Genomic DNA, 23,266 nt, shown 5'->3' on the forward strand with positions numbered 1-23,266 from the left:
GGGGGCCCTTCTACCGGCCGAGCTCGCGGGCCATCTGCTCCAGCCGGGCGATCCGCTGCGGCATGGGCGGGTGGCTGGCGAACAGCGACGCCATGCCCGCCCCGCGGAACGGGTTCGCGATCATCAGGTGGCTCTGGGTGACCAGCCGGTCCTCCTGCGGCAGCGGCCGGGCCGCCGTCCCCCGCTCGATCACCCGCAGCGCGTCGGCCAACGCGAGCGGGTCCTGCGACAGCTGGGCGCCCGAGGCGTCGGCCTGGTACTCCCGGCTGCGGCTGATCGCCATCTGCACCACGCCGGCGGCGATCGGCCCGAGGAGCATCAGCAGCAGGCCGCCGAGGGCGTTGCCGCCGCCGCGGTCGTCGGACCGGCCGCCGAACAACGAGGCGAACATCGCCATGTGGGCCAGGTAGGTGATCACCGTGGCCATGGCGCCGGCCACCGAGCTGATCAGGATGTCGCGGTTGTAGACGTGCGAGAGCTCGTGCGCGAGCACCCCCCGCAGCTGGCGCCGGTCGAGCAGCTCGAGGATGCCCTGGGTGACGCAGACGGCCGCGTGGCGCGGGTTGCGGCCGGTGGCGAACGCGTTGGGCTGGTTCGTCGGGCTCACGTAGAGACGGGGCATGGGCTGCCGCGCCTCCGTCGCGAGCTCGCGCACGATCGCGTACAGCTGCGGCGCCTGCGTCTCGGTCACCGGGAAGGCCCGCATCGCCCGCAGTGCCAGCTTGTCCGAGTTGAAGTAAGCGAAGCCGTTCACCCCGAGGGCGACCACCAGCGCGATGAACAGCCCGCCGTTGCCGCCGATCGCGTAGCCGGCGACGAGGATCAGCCCGCCCATGGCGCCCAGGAGGACGGCGGTCTTCAGTCCGTTGTTCCAGCGCTGCACGTCCGGTCCAACGCCGTCCCGGGAGCGCCCGTTCCCGGACGACGGACGCGCCCTCCCCGGCGGAATGACCGCGCCACCGCAGCGGTTCCTCCTTCCGGACGCGGTGACATCTCGCCGCTGCGGCGTGTCCGGTTGCACATCCCGGCCGTGTACACGCGCACGTAACCTCGCCCGGTGGAGGTAGACCGCTGATGACTGGCACCAATCCGACCGTCGCGCCGTCGAGCTCGAACGGCGCCCCGGCCACCCCGGTGTCCGGCTCCGCTCCCGGTGGGCTCGTCAAGAGCGTCGTGGAGCTCGACCGCGTCGTCATCCGGCTGGCCGGTGACTCCGGCGACGGCATGCAGCTGACCGGCAACCGGTTCACCAGCGAGACGGCGTCGTTCGGCAACGACCTCAAGACGCTGCCGAACTTCCCCGCCGAGATCCGCGCGCCGACGGGGACCCTGCCGGGCGTCAGCTCCTTCCAGCTGCAGTTCGCCGACCACGACGTCATGACGCCGGGTGACGCCCCGGACGTGCTCGTGGCGATGAACCCGGCTGCGCTCAAGGCCAACCTCGGCGAACTGCCCGGCGGCGGCCTGCTGATCGTCGACTCCGACGAGTTCACCCCGCGCAACCTGGCGAAGGTCGGCTACGCGACCAACCCGCTGGAGGACGGCTCGCTCGAGGGGTGGCAGACCGTCAGCGTCCCGCTGACCTCGATGACCCTCGACGCGCTCGCCGACTCGGGCCTCGGCAAGAAGGAGGCCGAGCGCAGCAAGAACATGTTCACCCTCGGCCTGCTGAGCTGGATGTACCACCGGCCCACCGAGGGCACGGTCCGCTTCCTCGAGCGCCAGTTCCGCCGCAAGCCGGAGATCGCCGCGGCGAACATCGCCGCGTTCCGCGCCGGCTACAACTACGGCGACACCACCGAGGCCTTCGCCGTCTCCTACGAGATCAAGCCCGCCCCGATGAAGCCGGGCCGCTACCGGAACATCTCCGGCAACCAGGCGCTCGCCCTCGGCCTCGTCGCCGCCGGCCAGCGCTCGGGGCTCCCGGTGTTCCTCGGCGCGTACCCGATCACCCCGGCGTCGGACATCCTCCACGAGCTGTCCCGGCACAAGGCCTTCGGCGTGCGCACCTTCCAGGCCGAGGACGAGATCGCCGGCATCGGTGCGGCCCTCGGCGCCTCCTTCGGCGGCGCGCTGGGCATCACGACGACGTCGGGCCCCGGTGTGGCGCTCAAGGCCGAGACCATCGGTTTGGCGGTCATGACCGAGCTGCCGCTGGTCATCGTCGACGTCCAGCGCGGTGGCCCCTCCACCGGCCTGCCGACGAAGACCGAGCAGTCGGACCTGCTGCAGGCGATGTTCGGCCGCAACGGCGAGGCCCCGATCCCGGTCATCGCCCCGCGCTCCCCCGGTGACTGCTTCGACGCCGCCGTGGAGGCCGCGCGGATCGCGCTCGCCTACCGGACGCCGGTCATGCTGCTGTCGGACGGCTACCTCGCCAACGGCGCCGAGCCGTGGGCGATCCCGGACGCCGACTCGCTGCCCGACCTCACCGGGTCGGTGGCCTTCGCCACCGAGCCCAACGGCGAGGACGGCGAGTTCCTCCCCTACCTCCGCGACCCCGAGACCCTGGCGCGCGCCTGGGCGATCCCGGGCACCGCGGGCATGCAGCACCGGATCGGCGGGCTGGAGAAGGCCGACAGGACCGGCAACATCTCCTACGACCCGGCCAACCACGACTTCATGACCCGCACCCGGCAGGCGAAGATCGACGGCATCGCCGCGTCGATCCCGGCCACCGACGTCGACGACCCCGACGGCGACGCGCGCGTCGCCGTCATCGGGTGGGGCTCCACCTACGGCCCGATCGGCGCCGCCTGCCGGCGGATCCGGAGCTCCGGCCGGAAGGTCGCCCAGCTCCACCTGCGGCACATCAACCCGTTCCCCGCCGACCTCGGCGAGGTGCTGGCCCGGTACGACCGGGTCATCTGCCCGGAGATGAACCTCGGGCAGCTGGCCCTGCTGCTGCGCGCGAAGTACCTGGTGGACGTGCAGAGCCACACCCAGGTGCGCGGGCTGCCCTTCCGCGCGGCCGAGCTGGCCGCGGTGATCCAGGACGCCATCGACAGCACCACCGCACCCCTGAACGGAGCACCGCAGTGACCACCGTCGAACTCGGCATGCCGGACGCACCGACCCCCATCGACGCCGCCATCGCCCGCTCGCTCGAGCAGCACGGCCCCAAGCAGACCGAGCTCAAGGGCAAGGACTTCAAGACCGACCAGGAGGTCCGCTGGTGCCCCGGCTGCGGTGACTACGTCATCCTGAACGCGGTCCAGAGCTTCCTGCCGAGCCTGGGCATCGCCCGCGAGGACATGGTCATCGTGTCGGGCATCGGCTGCTCGTCGCGCTTCCCGTACTACATGAACACCTACGGGATGCACTCGATCCACGGCCGCGCCCCGGCGATCGCGACCGGCCTCGCCGCCTCACGCCCCGACCTCTCGGTGTGGGTCGTCACCGGCGACGGCGACGCGCTCTCCATCGGCGGCAACCACCTGATCCACGCGCTGCGGCGGAACGTCAACATGACGATCCTGCTGTTCAACAACCGGATCTACGGGCTCACCAAGGGCCAGTACTCGCCCACCTCCGAGGTCGGGAAGGTCACCAAGTCCACGCCGATGGGCTCGCTGGACCACCCGTTCAACCCGGTGTCGCTCGCCATCGGCGCGGACGCCACCTTCGTCGGCCGGGCGATGGACTCCGACCGCAAGGGCCTCACCGAGGTGCTGCGGCAGGCCGCGGAGCACCAGGGCACCTCGCTGGTGGAGATCTACCAGAACTGCAACATCTTCAACGACGGCGCGTTCGAGCTGCTGAAGGACCCGGCGACGGGCCCGATGTGGACGATCCCGCTCGTCCACGGCGAGCCGCTGGTGTTCGGCCCGGACGGCGCCTCGTGCGTGGTCCGCGACGACTTCGGGGGGCTGCGCATCGCCGAGACCAACCAGGTCGACGCGAGCGAGATCGTGGTGCACGACGCGACCCGCGAGGACCCGTCCTACGCGTTCGCGCTGTCCCGGCTGTCCACGCAGGACCTCCGGTACACCCCGATGGGCGTGTTCCGGAAGGTGGCGAAGCCGAGCTACGAGGCGATGATGTCCGAGCAGCTGCACGAGGCCCGGCTGCAGGGCCCCGGCGACCTCGACGCCCTGCTGGCCGGTGGGGACACCTGGGAGGTCAAGGCCTAGGAGGACCCCGTTCCGCGCGCACGGCCCGCCTCCCGCCCGGGAGGCGGGCCGTGCTGCGTCCGGAGCGGATCAGCGCCGGCCGTTCTCCCGCAGCACGTCGGTGAGCACCGGCAGGGCCCGGTGGAGCTGCTCCCGCGTCGGCGCGGCGAAGCCGAGCACCAGCCCGGCCCGGCCATCGTCCACCAGCGCGTGCCGGGCCAGCCCGTCGACGGCGATCCCCCGCGCCGCGGCCGCCGCGCGCACCGCCTCCTCCGCGGCGGTGCCGGGCAGCGGCACGAGGACGTGCGCCCCGGCGGCATCCCCCTCCACCCGGCACCCGGCCGCCGCGACCGCGGCCCGCACCTCGCCCGCCCGCGCGACCAGTTCACGGCGCAGGCGGCGCAGATGCCGGGCGAGGTCCCCGGAGGCCGTGAACCCCGCGAAGACCCGCTGACCGGCGCGCGCGGGCCGGGTGCCGGTGGCGGTGCGGCGGAGCAGCAGCTCCGCCCGCAGCGGTTCGGGCGCCACCATCCAGCCGACGCCGAGGGTGGGGCTGAGGATCTTGCTCGTCGTGCCCAGGTGCACCACGACGTCAGGCCCCAGCGCGCCCAGCAGCGGCAGCGGGGCGACGTCGTAGCGCAGCTCCCCGTCGTAGTCGTCCTCCAGCACCCACCACCCCTCGGCGCGGGCCCGGGCGACCAGCGCGAGCCGGCGCGCGGCCGACATCCGGCGGCCGAGCGGGTACTGGTGGGCCGGCGTGCAGTAGACGGCGGCCACCCCGGACGGGAGCGCGTCGACGATCAGGCCGTCGTCGTCGACCGCGGCCGGGACGACCTCGACGCCGGCATCGCGTAGCGCACCGACGACGCGCTGGTAGCCAGGGTCCTCGACCGCCACCCGGCTGCCCGGCGGCAGCGCGCGCGCCACCTCCCCCACCGCCGCCGAGGTGCCGGCGGTGGCCAGCACCTCCTCCGGGCCGGCGGCCAGGCCCCGGTGCCGCAGGAGGTGCTCACCCACCGCCGATCGGAACGCGGGGTCACCGGCGGCGTCCGGGCGGGCGTCGGGCGCCTCGTCGCCCGCGGCCCGCCAGGCCCGCCGCCAAGCCGCCCGGTCGAGGACCTGCAGGCACGGCGACCCCGCCCGCAGGTCGACCAGCGCCGGTGCGGCCGGCGAGCGGACGGCCGGAGCGGGAGCCGCCGCGGGCGCCGCCGTCACCGCGCCGAGGACGTACGTGCCCGCGCCCCGGCGTCCGCCGAGCCATCCCTCGGCCAGCAGCTGGTCGTAGGCGGCGACGGTCACCGTGCGGCTCACCCGCAGCGCCGCGGCGAACGCCCGCGTCGACGGCAGCCGGTCCCCGGGGCGCAGCGTCCCGTCGGCGGCGGCGGTGCGCAGCGCCTCGGCCAGCTGGACCGACAGCGGCGTGCCCGAGCTGCGGTCGAGCAGCACCGGGGGGAGGTCGACCACGGTGCTCCTGCCGCCGACGAAGTGGACTGCCGGGAATCTAGCGGATTGGTCGTTCCGGAGGACCACCTGCGCCGTCCAGGATCGACGTCGTGGACACCGCCCCGCCGCTCTCCCCCACCGACCGCAGCACCGTCCGCCGGGGCGCGAAGCGCGCCCGCACCGACCGGGCCGACCTCTACGCCGTGCTCGACGCCGGCCTGATCGGCCATCTCGGCGTGCAGCTGGGCGACGCCCCGGTCGTGCTGCCGACGGGCTACGGCCGGCGCGGGGACACCCTCTACCTGCACGGCTCGACGGGGGCCGCGACGCTGCGGGGCGCGGCCGCGGGCGCGCCGGTCTGCTTCACCGTGACCCACCTGGACGGGATCGTCTACGCGCGCTCGGCCTTCCACCACTCGGTCAACTACCGCTGCGCGGTCGTGCACGGGCGGGCCCGCCTGGTGCAGGACCCGGACGAGCGGCTGCTCGGCCTGGAGGTGCTCACCGAGCACCTGGCGCCCGGATCCTGGACGGCGACCCGCCGGCCCGACCGCAGGGAGCTGGCCGCCACCGCGGTGCTGGCCCTCGACCTCGCCGAGGCGAGCGTGAAGATCCGCACCGGCCCGCCGGGGGACGACGAGCGCGACATCGAGGGCGCGGCGGCCCCGGACCCGGTGTGGGCCGGCGTCCTGCCCGTCCGGACGGTGCTGGGCGAGCCGGAGCCCTGCCCCCTGCTGCCCGCCGGGACCACCGTCCCCCTGCGGGTGACCGGCCGGGTCCTCAGCCCTGCGGGGTGACGCGGAGCAACTGGTCCCGGCCGCCGCCGTTGTCGGTCGTCACGTACAGCGCACCGTCGGTGCCCTGCTCGACGGTGCGGATGCGCCCGTAGGTGCCGTCCAGCTCGGGCAGCCGGAACTGCTCGACGAGGGCGCCGGCCTCGTCCAGGCGCAGCGCCAGCACGTGCTGCCCGCGCAGCGCGCCGAGCAGGAGCAGCCCGTCGTAGTCGCCCCACTGGTCCCCGTCGAGGAACGTGCCGTCGCTCGGGGCGATGGGCGGGGCGCCCGAGTCCCAGACCGCCGGGGCCGCCCCCTCGATCTCCGGGTCGGTCATCGGCACGCTCTCGTCGTAGCCCCCGCCGCCCACGGGGTCCCAGCCGTAGTTGGCGCCGGGGCGCAGCAGGTTGACCTCGTCGTTCCGGTCGGGCCCGTGCTCGACCGAGTAGACCTGATCCGTGCCCGGCCACCGGGCCAGGCCCTGGACGTTGCGGTGCCCGTAGGTCCAGATCAGGTCGGCCGCACCGTCGTCCGGAGCGACGAAGGGGTTGTCCGGCGGAGCCTGGCCGGTGGCGGGGTCGGCGCGGAGCACCTTGCCGGCCAGCGAGCCGAGGTCCTGGGGGTGGGTGCCGACCGCGTTGTCCCCGGTGCCGACCAGCAGCGCGCCGTCCGGCCCGAACTCGAGCCGGCAGCCGCCGTGTCGGCCGCTGCGCTCGTTGAGCGGGATGCCACCGATCAGCGGGTCGTCGACCCGGGTGGCGGACGACCAGTCGCCCGCCACCGTCCAGGCGACGACGCCGATGAACCCCTCCCGATCCCCCTGGCACGTGTAGAACCGCCGGTTCTCGGCGAACGCCGGGTCCAGCGCCAGGCCCATCAGGCCGGTCTCCCCCGCCACGAACAGGTCACCGAGGTCGGCCTGCACCTCCCGCACGGTGCCGTCCGGGAGCACCGCCGTGAAGCCGCCCGCGCGTTCGTCGAGCAGCAGGGTGCCGTCCTCGCTCTGGGCGACGTCCCAGGGGTGGTCGAGCCCGTCGGCCACCACCTCGACCCGCAGCGACGGAGCACCGGTGGGAGCCGAGGTGGTCGGGGGCGTCGAGACCGAGCCGGCGTCCTCCTCCGACCCGCCCGAGCACGCCGCAAGCAGGAGGGCGGCCCCCATGCAGCAGAAAGACCTCGCCCCTCTCACCCCTCGCACGCTCCGGGCGAGCCTTCGGACGAGCCCGCGCTCGCCGACTTCGGAGGGCATGGGGGTCCTTCCGCTAGCTGGTGCGCGTGACCACGTAGTCGCACAGCGCCGAGAGCGCGTCGCGCACCTCACCGGCCGGGACGTCGTCCAGCCGGCCGCGCGCCCGATCGGCGTACTCCCGCAGCACGTCGGTGGCGCGGGCCAGCGACCGGGAGGACCGGAGCAGCGCGAGCGCCTCGGCGTGCTCGGCGTCGTCGGTGACCGGGCCGGCGACCAGCTCGCGGAGCCGGGCCTCCGCGGGGTCGTCGCCGGCCAGCGCGAACAGCACCGGCAGGGTGGCGATCCCCTCGCGGAGGTCGGTGCCCGGCGACTTCCCGGAGACGTCGTCGGTGCTGACGATGTCGATCAGGTCGTCGGAGATCTGGAAGGCGACGCCGACCTCCTCGCCGAACTCGGTCAGCGCCGCCACGAGGTCGTCGTCCACGCCGGAGAAGGAGGCCCCGAAACGGGCCGACGTCGCCACCAGCGAGCCGGTCTTGTCGGCGAGCACCTGCAGGTAGTGGGCGATCGCGTCGTCGCCGGGCTGGGCGCCGACGGTCTCCTTGATCTGCCCGGTGACCAGGCGCTCGAAGGTCCGCGCCTGGACCCGCACGGCCTCGGGACCCAGGTCGGCGAGGATGTCCGACGCCCGGGCGAAGAGCAGGTCGCCGGTCAGGATGGCGATGCTGTTGCTCCACCGGCTGTTCGCGCTGGGGGCGCCCCGGCGCACGGCGGCCTCGTCCATGACGTCGTCGTGGTACAGCGTGGCGAGGTGGGTGAGCTCGCAGACCACGGCGCCCTGCGTGACCTCCGCGGCGGACGGATCGCCCAGCTGGGCGGCCAGGAGCGCCAGCATCGGCCGGAACCGCTTGCCGCCGGCGGCCATGAGGTGACCGGCGGCCTCCCGCACGAACGGGTGCTCGCTGCCCACGGCGACGGCCAGCTCGGCCTCCACCCGGGCCAGCCCGTCGGCCAGCGCCTCCCCGAGATCGCCCTCGGGGAGCCAGGGGCCGATGGTCGACGCCGGGGTGGAGATCCGGTGCCAGACCTCGGTGGGGGTGCCGTCGGCTGCAGCACGGGCTCCGGTCATATCAACCGACGAATCTAGCCGCCTGCTCGGCGAGGTCGAGCACCGCCCCGGGCAGGACGCCGAGCGCGAGGGTCACGGCCGCGGTCACCGCGAGCACGATCGTCGTCGGGAGCCCGGGCACCCCCACCGTCGGGCCGTCGACGACCGGCTCGGAGAAGTACATGAGCACGATGACCCGGAGGTAGAAGAAGGCCGCCACCGCGCTGGCCAGCAGCGCCACCAGCGCCAGCGGCCAGGCGCCCTGCTCGATCGCGGCGCGGAACACCGCGAACTTGCCGGTGAACCCGGCGGTGAGCGGGATCCCGGCCAGCGCCAGCAGGAAAAGGGTCATGATCGCGGCCGTGACCGGGGAGCGCGCGCCCAGCCCCGCCCACTGCGACAGGTGGCTCGCCTCGCCGTCGCCGTCCCGCACGAGGGTCAGGACGGCGAAGGCGCCGAGCGTGGTGATGCCGTAGGCCAGCAGGTAGAACATCGTGGCGGACAGGCCGGAGCCGCCGCCGTCGGCGCCGAGGCCGATGACGCCGGTGAGCAGGAAGCCTGCGTGCGCCACCGAGGAGTAGGCGAGCATGCGCTTGAGGTCGGTCTGGGTCAGCCCGAGGATCGCGCCCACGACCATGGAGACGATGGCCGCGGCGTAGATCAGCGGCCGCCAGGTCCACTCCACGGGGCCGAACGCGACGTAGAGCAGGCGCAGGATCGCGCCGAAGGCCGCAACCTTGGTGCAGGCCGCCATGAAGGCGGTGACCGGCGTCGGGGCGCCCTGGTAGACGTCGGGCGTCCAGGCGTGGAACGGCGCCACGCTGGCCTTGAAGAGCAGGCCGACGACCAGCAGCGCCAGGCCCAGGACCAGCAGGACACCGCCGCCGTCCACGGTCGCGACGTCCCGGATGTCGCTGAGCCGGACGCTGCCGACCGCGCCGTAGACCAGCGCCAGGCCGTACAGGAAGAAGGCCGAGGCGAAGGCGCCCAGCAGGAAGTACTTGACCGCCGCCTCCTGGGAGAGCAGCCGGCGCCGCCGGGCCATCCCGCTGATCAGGTACAGCGGCAGGCTGAGCACCTCCAGCGCCACGAACATGACCAGCAGGTCGTTCGCCGCGACGAACAGCATCATGCCGCCGAGCGCGAAGGTGGCCAGCGGGTAGACCTCGGTCTGCACCCGGGGCACCGTGGCCAGCTCCCGGTCGCGCGGGCTGCCCGCGGGGACGGCGGCGCTGACGACGAACGCCGACCGCGCCGGGTCGAGCGCGCGCTCGGCGAACAGCAGGACCGACAGCGCACCCAGGCCGGCGATGGTCGCCTGCAGGAAGAGCGCCGGGTCGTCGACCGCCAGCGCGCCACCGGCGGTGACCTCGGGCTCGCGGGCCCAGGCGACGATCAGGACGGCGAGGAGGGCGCCGACGGTGCCGACCAGCGCGAGCGCCACCTGGGCCGCGTGGCGCCGGTCCCGCGGCACGAAGGCCTCCACCAGGATCCCGGCGCACGCCGCGCCGAACACGACCAGCAGCGGGGCCAGCGCGGCCCAGGAGAGGTCGGGTGCCTCGATCATCGGTCGGTCCCTCCGGAGGCGCCCAGGTCACCCAGGGTGGCGACGACGGCCGGTTCGATCAGGTCGATCAGCGGCTGCGGGTACACACCCAGGCCGATGATCAGCGCCACCAGCGGCACGACGACGGCCAGCTCGCGCCGGTCGAGGTCGAGCACCCGCAGGGAGCGGCGCGGGGCGGTCCGCGGGGCGGTCAGCGTGGCGGTGGCTCCCCCACCGACCGCCACCGGTTCGGCGGGGTCCTCCTGCAGCAGCACGCCACGGGGCGGGCCGTGCATGGTGCGCTGGTACATGAGCAGCACGTAGAGCGCCGCCAGGACGATGCCGACCGTCGCCAGCACCGTGAACACCGGCCGCTCGGGGAACGAGCCGATCAGCACGAGGAACTCGCTGACGAAGCTGTTGGTGCCCGGCAGGGCCAGCGACGCGAGCCCGGCCACCAGGAAGGCGCCGGCCAGCAGCGGGGCCTTCGCGGCGACGCCGCCGTAGTCGGCGATCCGGCGGGAGCCCCCACGGGCGATGAGCATGCCGACGACGAGGAACAGCAGCCCGGTCGCCAGGCCGTGGTTGACCATGTAGAGCACCGCGCCGGTGCCGGCCTCGGTGGTGAAGGCGAAGATGCCCAGCGCGATGAAGCCGAAGTGCGAGATCGAGGTGTAGGAGACCAGCCGCTTCATGTCGCTCTGGCCCATCGCCAGCAGCGCCGCGTAGAGGATGCCGACCACCGCCAGTATCAGCACGAACGGGGCGAACTCCCGCGACGCGTCGGGGAACAGCGGCAGGCAGTAGCGCAGGAAGCCGAAGGTGCCGACCTTGTCCAGGACGCCGACCAGCAGCACCGCCCCGCCGATCGGGGCCTCGGCACCGGAGTCGGGCAGCCAGGTGTGGAAGGGCACCAGCGGCGCCTTGATGGCGAAGGCGACGAAGAAGCCGAGGAACAGCAACCGCTGGACGTCGGGGTCGATGTCGAGCTGCCGGAGCGCGTCGAACGCGAAGGTCCCCTCGCCGAGCGCGCCGCTGCTGACCACGTACAGGCCGATGACCGAGGCGAGCATCACCAGCCCGCCGACCAGGCTGTAGACGAAGAACTTGACCGCCGCGTACTGCCGGCGCGGCCCGCCGAAGCTGCCGATCAGGAAGTACATCGGGACGAGCATCGCCTCGAAGAAGACGTAGAACAGCAGCACGTCGGTGGCGACGAAGACGCCGACCATCATCGCCTCGAGCAGCAGCAGCCAGGCGAAGAAGACCCGCACCGGGCGGCGGCCGCCGTCGGCCTCGTGCCAGGAGGCGGCGACCACCAGGGGCACCAGGACGCCGACGAGCAGCACCATCACCAGGGCGATGCCGTCGACCCCCAGCGCGAACTCCGACCCGAAGTCGGGGATCCAGGAGACCGCCGTCGTCAGCTGGAACCGCGGGCCGCCGGCGTCGAACGCGAGCGTCGTGAGCACGGCCAGCACCAGCACGACCAGGCTGACGGCGAGGGTCACCTGCTTGGCGAGCAGGTCGCGCCCGCGCGGCAGGGCGGCCACCGCCGCGGCTCCGACGGCCGGCACGGCGATCATCGCCAGCAGCCAGGGGAAGTCGCTCACCGCAGCACGTCCTTTCCGGGGCACCGGTCGGCGCTCGAGACCATGTGTTCGCTTCCGCGGGACGGCCCGCTCATCCGGACGTCACCGCCAGCAGCGCGCCCGCGACCACGACGGCGCCGCCGAGCATGCCGAGGGCGTAGCTGCGCACGAAGCCGGTCTGCAGCCGGCCCAGCCGGGACGACGAGCCGCCCAGGCCCGCGGCCAGGCCGTTGACGGCGCCGTCGACGCCGCGGTTGTCGAGCCAGACCAGGGCGCGAGTGAGCCACTGCCCCGGCCGCATGAACAGCGACTCGTTCACCGCGTCGGCGTAGAGGCCGTTGCGGGCCGCGCGGGTGACCGGGGAGACCCGGACCGGCGCGGTCACCGGCACCTCGCGGCGGCCGACGAACAGCCAGGCGACCAGCACGCCGAGCAGCATCACGGCCGTCACCACCAGGCCGATGACCACCGGGGCCACCACGTGGGCGGCCTCCGCCGGCTCGCCGAAGACCGGCTCCAGCCAGCCCGACAGGGGGAACACCGACACCAGCAGGCCACCGGCGGCGACCGAGCCGACGGCGAGCACCACCATCGGCGCGGTCATCACCGGGGGTGCCTCGTGCGGGTGGACGCCCTCCTCCCAGCGGGGCCGGCCGAAGAAGGTCATGAGCATCAGCCGGGTCATGTAGAAGGCGGTGAGCCCCGCGCCCAGCACGGCGACCCCGCCGAGCACCCAGCCCCAGACGTCGTCCCGGTCCAGCGCGGCCTCGATGATCGCGTCCTTGGTGAAGTAGCCGGAGAGGAACGGGAACCCGATGAGCGCGAGGTAGCCCAGCCCGAAGGTGACGAAGGTGACCGGCAGCTTGTTCCACAGGCCGCCGAAGCGCCGCATGTCCACCGAGTCGCGCATCGCGTGCATGACCGAGCCGGCGCCGAGGAACAGCCCGGCCTTGAAGAACCCGTGCGCGAGCAGGTGCGCCAGGCCGGCGACGTAGCCGGCGGGCCCGAGCCCGACGGCCAGGAACATGTAGCCGATCTGGCTGACCGTCGACCAGGCCAGCACCTTCTTGATGTCGTCGTAGGCGCAGCCGGCGACCGCCCCGATCAGCAGGGTGAGCGCGCCGATCGCCAGCACCACCGCCCGCGCGGTGGGCGTCAGGTCGTAGATGGGGGCCGACCGGGCGATGAGGTAGACGCCCGCGGTGACCATCGTGGCCGCGTGGATCAGCGCCGAGACCGGGGTGGGGCCCTCCATGGCGTCGGGCAGCCACGCCTGCAGCGGGAACTGGCCGGACTTGCCGCAGGCACCCAGCAGGAGGAGCAGGCCGATCGCGGTGATCGTCCCGCCCGCCAGGGTGCCCACCGTCCCGAAGACGCCGGCGTAGGAGGTCGTCCCGAGCTGGGCGAACATCACGAAGATCGCCAGGGCCAGGCCGACGTCGCCGACCCGGTTCATGATGAAGGCCTTCTTCGCCGCGGTGGCCGCGGCCGGGCGGGTGTACCAGAAGGCGATGAGCAGGTACGACGCCAGCCCCACGCCCTCCCAGCCCACGTAGAGGGCCACGAAGCTGTTGCCCAGGACCAGCAGCAGCATGGCCGCGACGAAGAGGTTCAGGTAGGCGAAGAACCGGCGGCGTCCGGCGTCGTGCGCCATGTAGCCGATCGAGTAGACGTGGATCAGCGAGCCGACGCCGGTGATCAGCAGGACGAAGACCGCCGACAGGGGGTCGTAGAGCAGCCCCGCGGTGACGTCCAGCCCGCCGGTGGCGATGAAGGTGAACAGCTCCACGTCGACGGCGCGCTCGTCCAGCCCGGCCAGCTGCACCGTGCACAGCACCGCCAGCACGAACGCCGCGCCGACGGTCGCCGTCCCCAGCAGGTGGCCCCAGCGGTCGGTGCGGCGGCCACCCAGCAGCAGCACCGCGGCCCCCAGCAGAGGCAGCGCGATCAGCAGCCAGGACCAGCCCAGCAGCCCGTCCGCGGGCAGCGTCTCAGACACAGAAGTCCCCGTCCCGCGCGTCAGTACTTGAGGAGGTTGGCGTCGTCGATCGAGGCGGACCGCCGGGTCCGGTAGATCGACATGATGATCGCGAGCCCGACGACCACCTCGGCGGCCGCGACGACCATGACGAACAGCGCGATGATCTGGCCGTCGACGGTGCCGGTGGACCGGGCGAAGGTGATCAGCGTCAGGTTGACGGCGTTGAGCATCAGCTCCACGCACATGAACACGACGATCGCGTTGCGCCGCACGAGCACGCCGACCGCGCCGATGGTGAACAGGATCGCGGCGAGCACGAGGTAGTGGCTCAGGCTCACCGGTCCCGCCCTCCGGGCACGTCGCTGACGGTGGGATCCATCGACCCGAGGGCGGCGTCGGGTGACCCGAGCTGCTCCCGGCCGGTGGGACGGGGCATCTGATCGATCTCCTGCGCCTCGATGCCGGTGGCGAGCGTGTCCTCGGCGTAGCGGCCGTCGGGCAGCAGCCCGGGCGCGGCCACCGAGTGGGCGCGGGCGTAGACCCCGGGTCCCGGCAGCGTCTGCGGCCGGTCGGTGAGGAAGCGCGCCCGGGAGAGCTCCCGCTGGCCCGTGCGGCTGCCCGGGGTCCGCTCCATCTGGGTGAAGACCAGCGCGCCGACGGCCGCGACGATCAGCAGCCCGCCGGTGACCTCGAACGCCACCAGGTACCGCGAGTACAGCAGGCCGGCGATCGCCTCGACGTTGCCCGACGCAGCGCCGCCCGCCCCGCCCTGCACCGCCTCGAGCCCGGCGACCGGCAGGTCCCGGGTCGCCCGCGCGATGCCGGCCCCCGCGATCGCGGCGAATCCGACGCCGAACAGCGTGGCCGCCACCCGCTGGCCGCGGAGCGTCTCCACGACCGAGTCGGAGGAGTCGCGGCCCACGAGCATGAGCACGAAGAGGAACAGGATCATGATCGCGCCGGTGTAGACGATGATCTGCGCCGCCCCGAGGAACGGCGCCTCCTGGACGACGTAGAAGACCCCCAGCGACAGCATCGTCAGGACCAGCCAGAGCGCGGAGTGCACCGCGTTCCGGCTGAACACCATGCCCAGCGCCCCGGCCAGCGCGACCGGGCCGAGGATCCAGAAGACGACGGCCTCGCCGGTGCCGATGACGACGCCGGCGGTGTCCGGGGTCACGGCCGAGGCTCCGGTTCGCGCACGTAGTAGTCCTTCTCGTCGTCGCCGAGCCGCATCGGGTGCGGGGTGGCCTCCATGCCGGGCAGCAAGGGGGCCATCAGCTGTTCCTTGGTGTAGATCAGGTCGCGCCGGTTGTCGTCGGCGAGCTCGAAGTCGTTGCTCATCGTCAGCGACCGCGTGGGGCAGGCCTCGATGCACAGCCCGCAGAAGATGCAGCGCAGGTAGTTGATCTGGTAGACCGCGCCGTACCGCTCACCGGGCGAGTAGCGCTCGTCCTCGGTGTTGTCGCCACCCTCGACGTAGATGGCGTCGGCCGGGCAGGCCCAGGCGCACAGCTCGCAGCCGACGCACTTCTCCAGCCCGTCGGGATGCCGGTTGAGCACGTGGCGGCCGTGGTAGCGCGGCTTGGTCACCTTCGGCTCGTACGGGTACTGCTCGGTGGTCACGGTCCGGAAGATCTGGGCGAAGGTGACCCCGAAACCCTGGACCGCGGCGGGCAGGAGGCTGTCCCGGACGGCGGGCCGGTTGCGCCCGCCCGCCGCGGAGTGCTCCACCTCCCCGCGGGACCGCCGGACCATGTCCTGCTCGCCGGGCTTGCCGTGCGCGGGGGTCTCCCGCTCGTCGCGGTCAGGCATCGCGCTCCTCCTCGACGGTGGCGGTGCCGCGCCGCCCGGTGCTGACGACCGGGGCCGCGTCGGCGGTGGTGGTGGACTGGCGCCGCAGCCGGGGCGACGGCGGCACCTGCAGGTCCATCGGCGGGACGGGGAACCCGCCCTCGGCGCGGCCGGGGCCACCGGCGGGCCGGCGGCGCGCCCCGGCCGGCGGCAGCACCTCCGGTTCGGCCCGGGTCGGGTGGTTGGAGCCGGCCGCGGCCTCGGCGGCGGCGAGCCGGGTGTCCTGCTGCGCGGAGCGGCCGCCGAGCCAGAGCGCGGCGAGCACCAGCAGCGCCGCCGGGACCCCGACGTAGACCGCCACCTCGCCGGTGGAGAGGTCGGTCTCCCGGGAGACGGTGCGCATCGTCGCCACGATCAGGATCCAGACCAGCGCGACCGGGACGAGCACCTTCCACCCGAAGCGCATGAACTGGTCGTAGCGCAGCCGGGGAAGCGTGCCGCGCAGCCAGATGAAGACGAACAGGGCGGCGACGACCTTGAGGAAGAACCACAGCAGCGGCCACCAGCCGGTGTTCGCGCCGTCCCAGATGGAGATCGGCCACGGCGCGCGCCAGCCGCCCAGGAACAGCGTCGCGGCGAGCGCCGAGACGGTGACCATGTTGATGTATTCGGCGAGGAAGAACAGGGCGAACTTCAGCGACGAGTACTCGGTGTGGAAGCCGCCGACGAGCTCGCTCTCGGCCTCGGGGAGGTCGAAGGGTGCCCGGTTGGTCTCCCCCACGACGGCGATCGCGTAGAGCACGAAGGACACCGGCAGCAGGACGGCGTACCAGCTGGGACCGGTGAACTCCCAGCCGAAGAAGGAGAGCTGGGTGCCGTCGGCCTGGGCGGCGACGATCTCCGAGGTGGACATCGTGCCGGCGTAGAGGAACACCGCCACGATGGACAGCCCCATCGCGATCTCGTAGCTGATCATCTGCGCCGCGCTGCGCATGCTGCCCAGCAGCGGGTAGGTGGAGCCGGAGGCCCAGCCGCCCAGCACGATCCCGTAGATGCCCATGGCGGACATCGCCAGGATGATCAGCACCCCGATCGGGGCGTCGGTGAGCTGGAGCGGCGTCTGCTCGCCGAAGATGCTCACGACCGGGCCCATCGGGATCACCGAGAAGGCGACGAACGCCGGGACGGTGGCGATCACCGGAGCCAGGAAGTACACCGGCTTGTCGGCCATCGCCGGCATGATGTCTTCCTTGAACGCCAGCTTGAGCCCGTCGGCGAGGCTCTGCAGGTAGCCGCGCGGGCCGACCGTGTTCGGCCCGATCCGCTGCTGCATCCGCGCGACGACCTTGCGCTCGAACACGATCGCGAACAGCGTCATCGCGACCAGCACGGCGAAGACGCCGACGATCTTGATGAGCACGATCCACCAGACGTCGTGCCCGAAGTCCGCCAGCGTCGGCTGGTCGGGCGCGGCCCACAGGTTCATCGCACGACCTCCCCGGCGACGGCCGACGTGCGGGCCAGCCGCACGACCGCGCCGGGCCCGGCGCCCAGCGCGGAACGGATCTCGCTGCCGGGCGAGCGCATCGGCAGCCACACCACCTGGTCGGGCATGGCGGTGACCACCACCGGCAGGCTGATCGAACCGGTGGGCCCGCTGACGGTGAGCCGGTCGCCGTCGGCCAGGCCGAGACGGGCGGCCGTGCCGGTGCCGATGCGGGCGACCGGGCGGCGGGCGGTGCCGGCGAGCTCGGGCTCGTCGCGCTGCAGGGTGCCGACGTCGAGCAGCTGCCGCCAGGACGCCAGGACCGCCTCGTCGTCCCGGAGCAGCGGGGCGGCCGGCGGGGCGACGTCGGGCCCGGAGGCGGTCGCGGCGGACCGGCGGGCCCCCAGCGCGGAGAGCGCGGACCGCGCCACCTCGGGAGCGGGCAGCCGCAGGTCGGCGTCCATCGCGTCGGCCAGGCCGTGCAGGACACGGCCGTCGGGCAGCTGCCCGGAGCCGTGCAGCGTCGCGTCGAAGGACCGCAGCCGGCCCTCCCAGTCCAGGTAGCTGCCCGCCTTCTCCGGTGCGGCCGCGACCGGCAGGACGACGTCGGCGCGCTCGGTGACCGCGCTGGGGAACATCTCCAGGCTGACCACGAAGGCCGCCGCGTCGAGGGCCGCCAGCGCCAGGGCGGGGTCGGGCAGGTCGGCCGGGTCGACGCCGCCGACCAGCAGGCCGGGCAGCCGGCCGCTGCGCGCCGCGGTGAGGATGCCGGTGGTGTCCCGCCCCGGGGCGGCGGGCACGGCGCCGGGGTCGACGCCCCAGACCGCGGCCACCTCGGCGCGGGCGACGTCGTCGTCGACGGTCCGGCCACCGGGGAGCAGGTTCGGCAGCGCCCCGGCCTCGACGGCGCCGCGTTCGCCGGCGCGGCGGGGCACCCAGGCGAGCCGGGCCCCGGTGGCCCGGGAGAGGGCGAGCAGGGCGGAGAACGCGCCGGGAACCTCGGCCAGCCGCTCCCCGGCGAGGACGACGGCGCCCGGCTTCCGCAGCGCCTCCACCGCGGGCCCGCCCCAGGCTCCCTCGGCGAGCGCGAGCAGCGACCGCGCCTCCGCCCCGGGGACCGTGGTGAGCACCGTGGCCTCCAGCTTCGCGGCGGCCCGGGTGGCGAACGGCGCGAGGTCGAAGACCGGCAGCTTGCGGGTGCGCACCGCGCGGCGCAGCCGCAGGAAGAGGATCGGGGACTCCTCCTCCGGCTCGAGGCCGGCCAGGAGGACGGCGGGCGCCTCGCCGACGTCGGCGTAGGTGACCGCACCGGTCACCGGGCCGGTGCCGGCGATCGTGCTCGCCAGGAACTCCAACTCCTCGGCGGAGTGCGCGCGGGCACGGGCGTCGACGTCGTTGGTGCCCAGCGCCACGCGGGCGAACGTGGCCCACGCGTAGGCGTCCTCGAGGGTGAGCCGGCCGCCGGGCAGCACGCCGACACCGCCCTCGGCGCGGGCCCGGAGCAGGCCGGCGGCGGCCGCGGCCCACGCCTCGGGCCAGGACGCCGGCTGCAGCTCCCCGTCGGCGCCGCGCACCAGCGGGGTGGTCAGCCGGGCGTTGGCGCTGGCGTAGCGGAACGCGTAGCGGCCCTTGTCGCAGGTCCACTCCTCGTTGACCACCGGGTCGTCGCCGGCCTGGCGACGGGTGATCTTGCCGCGCCGGTAGTCGGTGCGCATGGCGCAGCCCGAGGCGCAGTGCTCGCAGACGCTGTCCTCGCTGCGCAGGTCGAAGGGCCGGGCACGGAACCGGTACTGGGCGCTGGTCAGCGCCCCCACCGGGCAGATCTGGGTGGTGTTGCCGGAGAAGTAGGACTCGAACGGCTCGTCCTCGTAGATCGCCACCTGCTCCAGCGCGCCGCGCTCGAACAGCTCGATGAACGGGTCGCCGGCGACCTGCTGGGAGAAGCGGGTGCAGCGGGCGCAGAGGACGCAGCGCTCCCGGTCCAGCAGCACCTGGCTGCTGATCGGCAGCGGCTTGGGGTAGGTCCGCTTCTCGTCGACGAACCGGCTCTCGGCGCGGCCGTTGCTCATCGCCTGGTTCTGCAGCGGGCACTCGCCGCCCTTGTCGCAGGTCGGGCAGTCGAGCGGGTGGTTGATCAGCAGCAGCTCCATGGTGCCCTGCTGCGCCTTGTCCGCGACCGGGCTGGTGAGCTGGGTGTGGACCTCCATGCCCTCGGTGACCGGCATGGTGCACGAGGCGACCGGCTTGCGCTGCCCCTCGACCTCGACCAGGCACTGCCGGCAGGCGCCGACCGGCTCGAGCAGCGGGTGGTCGCAGAACCGCGGGATGAAGACACCGACCTGCTCCGCGGCGCGGATGATCAGCGTCCCCTTCGGCACGGCGACCTCGAACCCGTCGATCGTGCAGCGGACGGCGTCCGGCGGGGTGTGCGGGCCGGGGGCGCCCGGCGGCACGGCCGGGGCGGGCGGCGGGTTGGTGGGCGTCAGGGTCATGACGCAGCTCCCACGGGCTCGAGGCGGAGGCTGCGCCCCAGCCGGGCCTGCTCCTCGGGGGGCAGCAGGGCCACGTAGTCGTCCTTGAAGTACTTCAGCGAGCTGGTGATGCAGCTGGTCGCCCCGTCGCCGAGCGCGCAGAACGAGCGGCCCAGGATGTTGTCGCAGGTGTCGATCAGCAGGTCCAGGTCGGCGGCGGTGCCGCGGCCGTGCGCGATCCGCTCCAGGATCTGCACAAGCCAGTAGGTGCCCTCCCGGCAGGGGGTGCACTTGCCGCAGCTCTCGTGCGCGTAGAACTCGGTGAACCGGAGCGTGGCCTCGACGATCGAGTCGGTCTCGTCGAACACCATGAGCGCGGTGGTGCCGAGCATCGAGCCCGCCGCGGCCACGGAGTCGAAGTCCAGCGGGACGTCGAGGTGCTCGGGCGTGAAGTACGGCGTCGACGAGCCGCCCGGCGTCCAGAACTTCAGCTCGTGACCGGGGCGGATGCCGCCGGCCATCTCGAGCAGCTCGCGCATCGTCGTGCCCATGGGGGCCTCGTACTGGCCCGGCCGGACGACGCGGCCCGACAGCGAGTAGATCTTCGGGCCGGGCGACTTCTCCGGGCCGAACGCCTTGAACCAGTCGGCGCCGCCGCGGACGACGAACGGCACGCTGGCGAGCGTCTCGACGTTGTTGATGACCGTCGGGGCCCCGTACAGGCCGGCGACCGCGGGGAACGGCGGCTTGAGCCGGGGCTGGCCGCGGTAGCCCTCGAGCGAGTCGAGCAACGCCGTCTCCTCGCCGCAGATGTACGCACCGGCGCCGGCGTGCACGATCAGCTCCAGGTCGTAGCCGGAGCCGAGGATGTCGGTGCCGAGGTAGCCGGCGGCGTAGGCCTCACCCACGGCGTTGAGCAGCCGCCGGTGCGCGTGCACCGCCTCGCCGCGGACGTAGATGACGGCCAGCTTCGACCGGATCGCGTAGGAGGAGATGATCACGCCCTCGATCAGCGAGTGCGGGTCGGCCATCATCAGCGGCAGGTCCTTGCAGGTGCCCGGCTCGCCCTCGTCGGCGTTGACCACGAGGTACTTGGGCATCGCCGCGGGCCCGGTGGGCTCCTCCCCCGGCTTGGGCTGGGGGATGAAGCTCCACTTCATGCCGGTGGGGAAGCCGGCGCCGCCGCGGCCGCGCAGACCGGAGTCCTTGACCAGGGTGACCAGCTCGTCGGGCTGCATGGACAGCGCGGTGCGGAGTGCGGAGTAGCCGTCGAGCCGCTCGTAGGTGGCGAGCCGCCAGGACTGCTCGGCGCCCCAGCGGCTGGTGAGGACAGGGGTGAGGGGCACGGTTCATCGCCTCCGCTTCGGGCCGCGGCCCTCGATGGTCCGGGTCGGGCCGCCGGGCCCCTGGGTGTCCGGGGGTGGGGTGGCGGGGCTCTGACCACTCGTGCCGGGCTCCTGCCCGGCCGGGGTGTCGGTGCCCTCGCGGCCGTCGGGCAGCCGCCGGCCGGCCGGTTCGGGGGCGTCGGGGTGCGAGCCCGCGGCGCCGGCCTTCTCGGCCGGGGTGTCGGCGGCGGCCACCCGCGCGTCCGCCGCCTCCTTGCCCGGGGTCTCCCCCGTGCTCCCCGACGGGCGCACGGTCTCCCGCGGCTCGCCGACGTCGGCCGGCTCGGGCTCCGGGCCGCGCATCGGCGGCGCGGCCTCCCCGCGTTCGGCGGCCAGCCGCAGCCCGCGCAGGGTGGGCTCGTAGTTCCCCGGCGCGTCGACGGCGGCGGCAGCGGCCGCCGCGTCCGGGTGCTGGGAGAAGCCCGCCAGCTGGCGGGAGACGCCGCGGAAGTCGGTGAGCGGCGCGCCGCGGGTCGGCAGCGGCTTCTCCCCCCGGCGCAGCGCCGCGACCAGCTCGCGGGCGCTGTCGACGTCCTGCTGGTCGTAGAACTCGTAGTCCACGGTGACCACGGGCGCGTAGTCGCAGGCGGCGAGGCACTCGGCGTGCTCGAGGGTGATCGAGCCGTCGGCGGCGGTCTCGTCGTGGTGCACGCCGAGGTCGGCCGACAGCGCGTCCATGATCCGCTGCCCGCCCAGCACGGCGCAGAGCGTGTTGGTGCAGACGCTGACCAGGTGCCGGCCGGTGGGGCGGCGCTTGTACATCGTGTAGAAGGTCGCGACCGCCCCGACCTCGGCCTTGGTCAGCCCCAGCTCCTCGGCGCACAGCGCGACGCCCTCGGGGGTGACGTAGCCCTGGTAGCTCTGCACCAGGTGCAGCATCGGCAGCAGCGCCGAGCGGGCCACCGGGTAGCGGGCGATGATCTCGCGCGCCTCGAGCCGGGCCTGCTCGGGCAGCGGCGGGGTCTCGGCGAGGGACGCGACGTCGACCGGGCTGGAGTCCAGCCCGGTGACCGCCGTGCCCTCGGGACTGCCTGGCAGTGCACTCATCGGTCGACGCCCCCCATCACCGGGTCGATCGAGGCGATCGCGGCGATGACGTCGGCGATCATGCCGCCCTCGCTCATCGCCGCCGTGGCCTGCAGGTTCACGAAACTGGGGTCGCGCACGTGGACGCGCCACGGGCGGGTGCTGCCGTCGCTGACCACGTGGTAGCCGAGCTCGCCGCGGGGGGACTCGAGGGGCACGTATACCTGCCCCGCCGGCACCCGGAAGCCCTCGGTGACCAGCTTGAAGTGGTGGATCAGGGCCTCCATCGACTGACCCATGATGTGCCGCACGTGGTCCAGCGAGTTGCCCATGCCGTCGGGCCCCAGGGAGAGCTGGGCGGGCCAGGCGATCTTCTTGTCCTCGACCATCACCGGGCCGGGCTCCAGCCGGTCCAGCGCCTGGGCGATGAGCTTCAGCGACTCGTTCACCTCGGCCATGCGCACCAGGTAGCGGCCCCAGGCGTCGCAGGTGTCGGCGGTGGGGACCTCGAAGTCGTAGGTCTCGTAGCCCAGGTAGGGCTCCACCTTGCGCAGGTCCCAGGCCAGCCCGGTGGCGCGCAGGACCGGTCCGGTGACGCCGAGGGCGACGCAGCCGGTGAGGTCGAGGTACCCGGCGTCCTTGAGCCGCGCCTGCCAGATCGGCTGGCCGGTGAGCAGCCGGTGGAAGTCCGCGACCCGCTTCGGGAAGACCTCCAGGAACTCCCGGATGTGCTCGACCGCCCCCTCGGGCAGGTCCTGGGCCAGACCGCCGGGGCGGATGTAGGCGTGGTTCATCCGCAGCCCGGTGATCTCCTCGAGCAGGTCCAGGACCATCTCGCGCTCGCGGAAGCCGTTGGTCATGCCCGTGAGGGCACCCATCTCCATGCCGAAGGTGGCCAGCGCCACCAGGTGGGAGGCGATCCGGTTCAGCTCCATCACCAGCACCCGGATCGTGGCCGCGCGCTGCGGGATCTCGACGCCGAGCAGCTTCTCGACGGCCATGCAGTAGCCGGCCTCGTTGAACAGCGGGGCCAGGTAGTCCATGCGGGTCACGAACGTCGTGCCCTGCACCCAGTTGCGGTACTCGGTGTTCTTCTCGATACCGGTGTGCAGGTAGCCGATCACCACGCGCGCCTTGGTGACCGTCTCGCCCTCCAGGTCGAGGACCAGGCGGAGCACGCCGTGGGTGGACGGGTGCTGCGGGCCCATGTTGACGACGAGGCGCTCCTCGCCGTGCGGGTCGGCCCCGAGGGTGACGTCCCAGTCCCCGCCGGTGACGGTGTAGACCCGCCCCTCGGTGGTCTCCCGCGAGCCGGCGTAGGGGTCGGCCGGGTTGTAGGTGGTGCTCATCGGTAGACCCC

Annotated in this window: 18 protein-coding genes; 3 read left to right on the forward strand and 15 right to left on the reverse strand. The window is 73.5% G+C overall.

The window, feature by feature from the left end; translation table 11 throughout:
• Window positions 1-10: 10 nt before the first annotated feature.
• Window positions 11-883: a zinc metalloprotease HtpX gene (gene htpX / locus ACI79Q_RS07795; protein ID WP_456589090.1), complete on the reverse strand. Its 873-nt coding sequence runs from the start codon at window positions 881-883 to the stop codon at window positions 11-13.
• A 191-nt stretch (window positions 884-1,074) separates the two neighbouring features.
• Between htpX and ACI79Q_RS07800 the strand changes: the two genes are divergently transcribed.
• Entirely contained in the window at window positions 1,075-3,042 is a 1,968-nt protein-coding gene (locus ACI79Q_RS07800) for a 2-oxoacid:acceptor oxidoreductase subunit alpha (RefSeq protein ID WP_456589091.1), read from the forward strand.
• Window positions 3,039-4,133 carry a 2-oxoacid:ferredoxin oxidoreductase subunit beta gene (locus ACI79Q_RS07805; protein WP_456589092.1) on the forward strand — a complete coding sequence of 365 codons (1,095 nt, stop codon included), beginning with the start codon at window positions 3,039-3,041 and terminating at the stop codon, window positions 4,131-4,133. The genes ACI79Q_RS07800 and ACI79Q_RS07805 overlap by 4 nt, the downstream gene beginning before the upstream one ends.
• Before the next feature lie 69 nt (window positions 4,134-4,202).
• On the opposite strand, the gene pdxR is transcribed toward ACI79Q_RS07805, so the two are convergent.
• Window positions 4,203-5,576, reverse strand: coding sequence for a MocR-like pyridoxine biosynthesis transcription factor PdxR (pdxR, locus tag ACI79Q_RS07810; RefSeq protein ID WP_456589093.1), 1,374 nt, complete (start codon window positions 5,574-5,576; stop codon window positions 4,203-4,205).
• A gap of 89 nt (window positions 5,577-5,665) precedes the next feature.
• Between pdxR and ACI79Q_RS07815 the strand changes: the two genes are divergently transcribed.
• Window positions 5,666-6,352 (forward strand): pyridoxamine 5'-phosphate oxidase family protein, encoded by a 687-nt coding sequence (locus tag ACI79Q_RS07815; RefSeq protein ID WP_456589094.1) that lies wholly within the window; start codon window positions 5,666-5,668, stop codon window positions 6,350-6,352.
• Here the strand turns inward: ACI79Q_RS07815 and ACI79Q_RS07820 are convergent.
• From ACI79Q_RS07820 to ACI79Q_RS07880, 13 genes are all read right to left on the reverse strand, one after another.
• Window positions 6,336-7,490: a PQQ-dependent sugar dehydrogenase gene (locus ACI79Q_RS07820; RefSeq protein ID WP_456614499.1), complete on the reverse strand. Its 1,155-nt coding sequence runs from the start codon at window positions 7,488-7,490 to the stop codon at window positions 6,336-6,338. The two genes, ACI79Q_RS07815 and ACI79Q_RS07820, sit on opposite strands and share 17 nt — an antisense overlap.
• Window positions 7,491-7,590: 100 nt before the next feature.
• Entirely contained in the window at window positions 7,591-8,646 is a 1,056-nt protein-coding gene (locus ACI79Q_RS07825; RefSeq protein WP_456589096.1) for a polyprenyl synthetase family protein, read from the reverse strand.
• Window position 8,647: 1 nt separating this feature from the next.
• Window positions 8,648-10,192: an NADH-quinone oxidoreductase subunit NuoN gene (nuoN, locus tag ACI79Q_RS07830; protein ID WP_456589097.1), complete on the reverse strand. Its 1,545-nt coding sequence runs from the start codon at window positions 10,190-10,192 to the stop codon at window positions 8,648-8,650.
• A complete protein-coding gene (locus ACI79Q_RS07835) occupies window positions 10,189-11,784 on the reverse strand; it encodes an NADH-quinone oxidoreductase subunit M (protein WP_456614500.1) in 1,596 nt (531 codons plus the stop codon). The genes nuoN and ACI79Q_RS07835 overlap by 4 nt, the downstream gene beginning before the upstream one ends.
• A gap of 70 nt (window positions 11,785-11,854) precedes the next feature.
• Complete coding sequence (gene nuoL, locus ACI79Q_RS07840; protein WP_456614501.1) at window positions 11,855-13,762, reverse strand: NADH-quinone oxidoreductase subunit L; 1,908 nt, start codon at window positions 13,760-13,762, stop codon at window positions 11,855-11,857.
• Between the two features lie 20 nt (window positions 13,763-13,782).
• Window positions 13,783-14,082 carry an NADH-quinone oxidoreductase subunit NuoK gene (gene nuoK, locus ACI79Q_RS07845; protein ID WP_091931090.1) on the reverse strand — a complete coding sequence of 100 codons (300 nt, stop codon included), beginning with the start codon at window positions 14,080-14,082 and terminating at the stop codon, window positions 13,783-13,785.
• Entirely contained in the window at window positions 14,079-14,924 is an 846-nt protein-coding gene (locus ACI79Q_RS07850) for an NADH-quinone oxidoreductase subunit J (RefSeq protein ID WP_456589100.1), read from the reverse strand. Before ACI79Q_RS07850 ends, nuoK begins: the two co-directional genes overlap by 4 nt.
• Window positions 14,921-15,559, reverse strand: a complete 639-nt coding sequence (gene nuoI / locus ACI79Q_RS07855) for an NADH-quinone oxidoreductase subunit NuoI (protein WP_456589101.1) — start codon at window positions 15,557-15,559, stop codon at window positions 14,921-14,923. The genes ACI79Q_RS07850 and nuoI overlap by 4 nt, the downstream gene beginning before the upstream one ends.
• Window positions 15,552-17,024 (reverse strand): NADH-quinone oxidoreductase subunit NuoH, encoded by a 1,473-nt coding sequence (gene nuoH / locus ACI79Q_RS07860; protein ID WP_456589102.1) that lies wholly within the window; start codon window positions 17,022-17,024, stop codon window positions 15,552-15,554. Before nuoH ends, nuoI begins: the two co-directional genes overlap by 8 nt.
• Window positions 17,021-19,516: an NADH-quinone oxidoreductase subunit G gene (locus tag ACI79Q_RS07865; RefSeq protein ID WP_456614502.1), complete on the reverse strand. Its 2,496-nt coding sequence runs from the start codon at window positions 19,514-19,516 to the stop codon at window positions 17,021-17,023. Before ACI79Q_RS07865 ends, nuoH begins: the two co-directional genes overlap by 4 nt.
• Entirely contained in the window at window positions 19,513-20,841 is a 1,329-nt protein-coding gene (nuoF, locus tag ACI79Q_RS07870; protein WP_456612468.1) for an NADH-quinone oxidoreductase subunit NuoF, read from the reverse strand. The genes ACI79Q_RS07865 and nuoF overlap by 4 nt, the downstream gene beginning before the upstream one ends.
• A gap of 3 nt (window positions 20,842-20,844) precedes the next feature.
• A complete protein-coding gene (gene nuoE / locus ACI79Q_RS07875; protein WP_456589105.1) occupies window positions 20,845-21,927 on the reverse strand; it encodes an NADH-quinone oxidoreductase subunit NuoE in 1,083 nt (360 codons plus the stop codon).
• Window positions 21,924-23,255 (reverse strand): NADH-quinone oxidoreductase subunit D, encoded by a 1,332-nt coding sequence (locus tag ACI79Q_RS07880; RefSeq protein WP_456589106.1) that lies wholly within the window; start codon window positions 23,253-23,255, stop codon window positions 21,924-21,926. Before ACI79Q_RS07880 ends, nuoE begins: the two co-directional genes overlap by 4 nt.
• Window positions 23,256-23,266: the final 11 nt, after the last annotated feature.

It is taken from the genome of Blastococcus sp. SYSU DS0828, assembly GCF_054050975.1.

Coding starts and splice junctions, on each gene's coding strand:
- ACI79Q_RS07800 (WP_456589091.1), top strand. CDS start 1,075: ATGACTGGCACCAATCCGACCGTCGCGCCGTCGAGCTCGAACGGCGCC.
- ACI79Q_RS07820 (WP_456614499.1), bottom strand. CDS start 7,490: ATGGGGGCCGCCCTCCTGCTTGCGGCGTGCTCGGGCGGGTCGGAGGAG.
- ACI79Q_RS07825 (WP_456589096.1), bottom strand. CDS start 8,646: ATGACCGGAGCCCGTGCTGCAGCCGACGGCACCCCCACCGAGGTCTGG.
- nuoN (WP_456589097.1), bottom strand. CDS start 10,192: ATGATCGAGGCACCCGACCTCTCCTGGGCCGCGCTGGCCCCGCTGCTG.
- nuoI (WP_456589101.1), bottom strand. CDS start 15,559: ATGCCTGACCGCGACGAGCGGGAGACCCCCGCGCACGGCAAGCCCGGC.
- nuoH (WP_456589102.1), bottom strand. CDS start 17,024: ATGAACCTGTGGGCCGCGCCCGACCAGCCGACGCTGGCGGACTTCGGG.
- ACI79Q_RS07865 (WP_456614502.1), bottom strand. CDS start 19,516: ATGACCCTGACGCCCACCAACCCGCCGCCCGCCCCGGCCGTGCCGCCG.
- nuoE (WP_456589105.1), bottom strand. CDS start 21,927: ATGAGTGCACTGCCAGGCAGTCCCGAGGGCACGGCGGTCACCGGGCTG.
- ACI79Q_RS07880 (WP_456589106.1), bottom strand. CDS start 23,255: ATGAGCACCACCTACAACCCGGCCGACCCCTACGCCGGCTCGCGGGAG.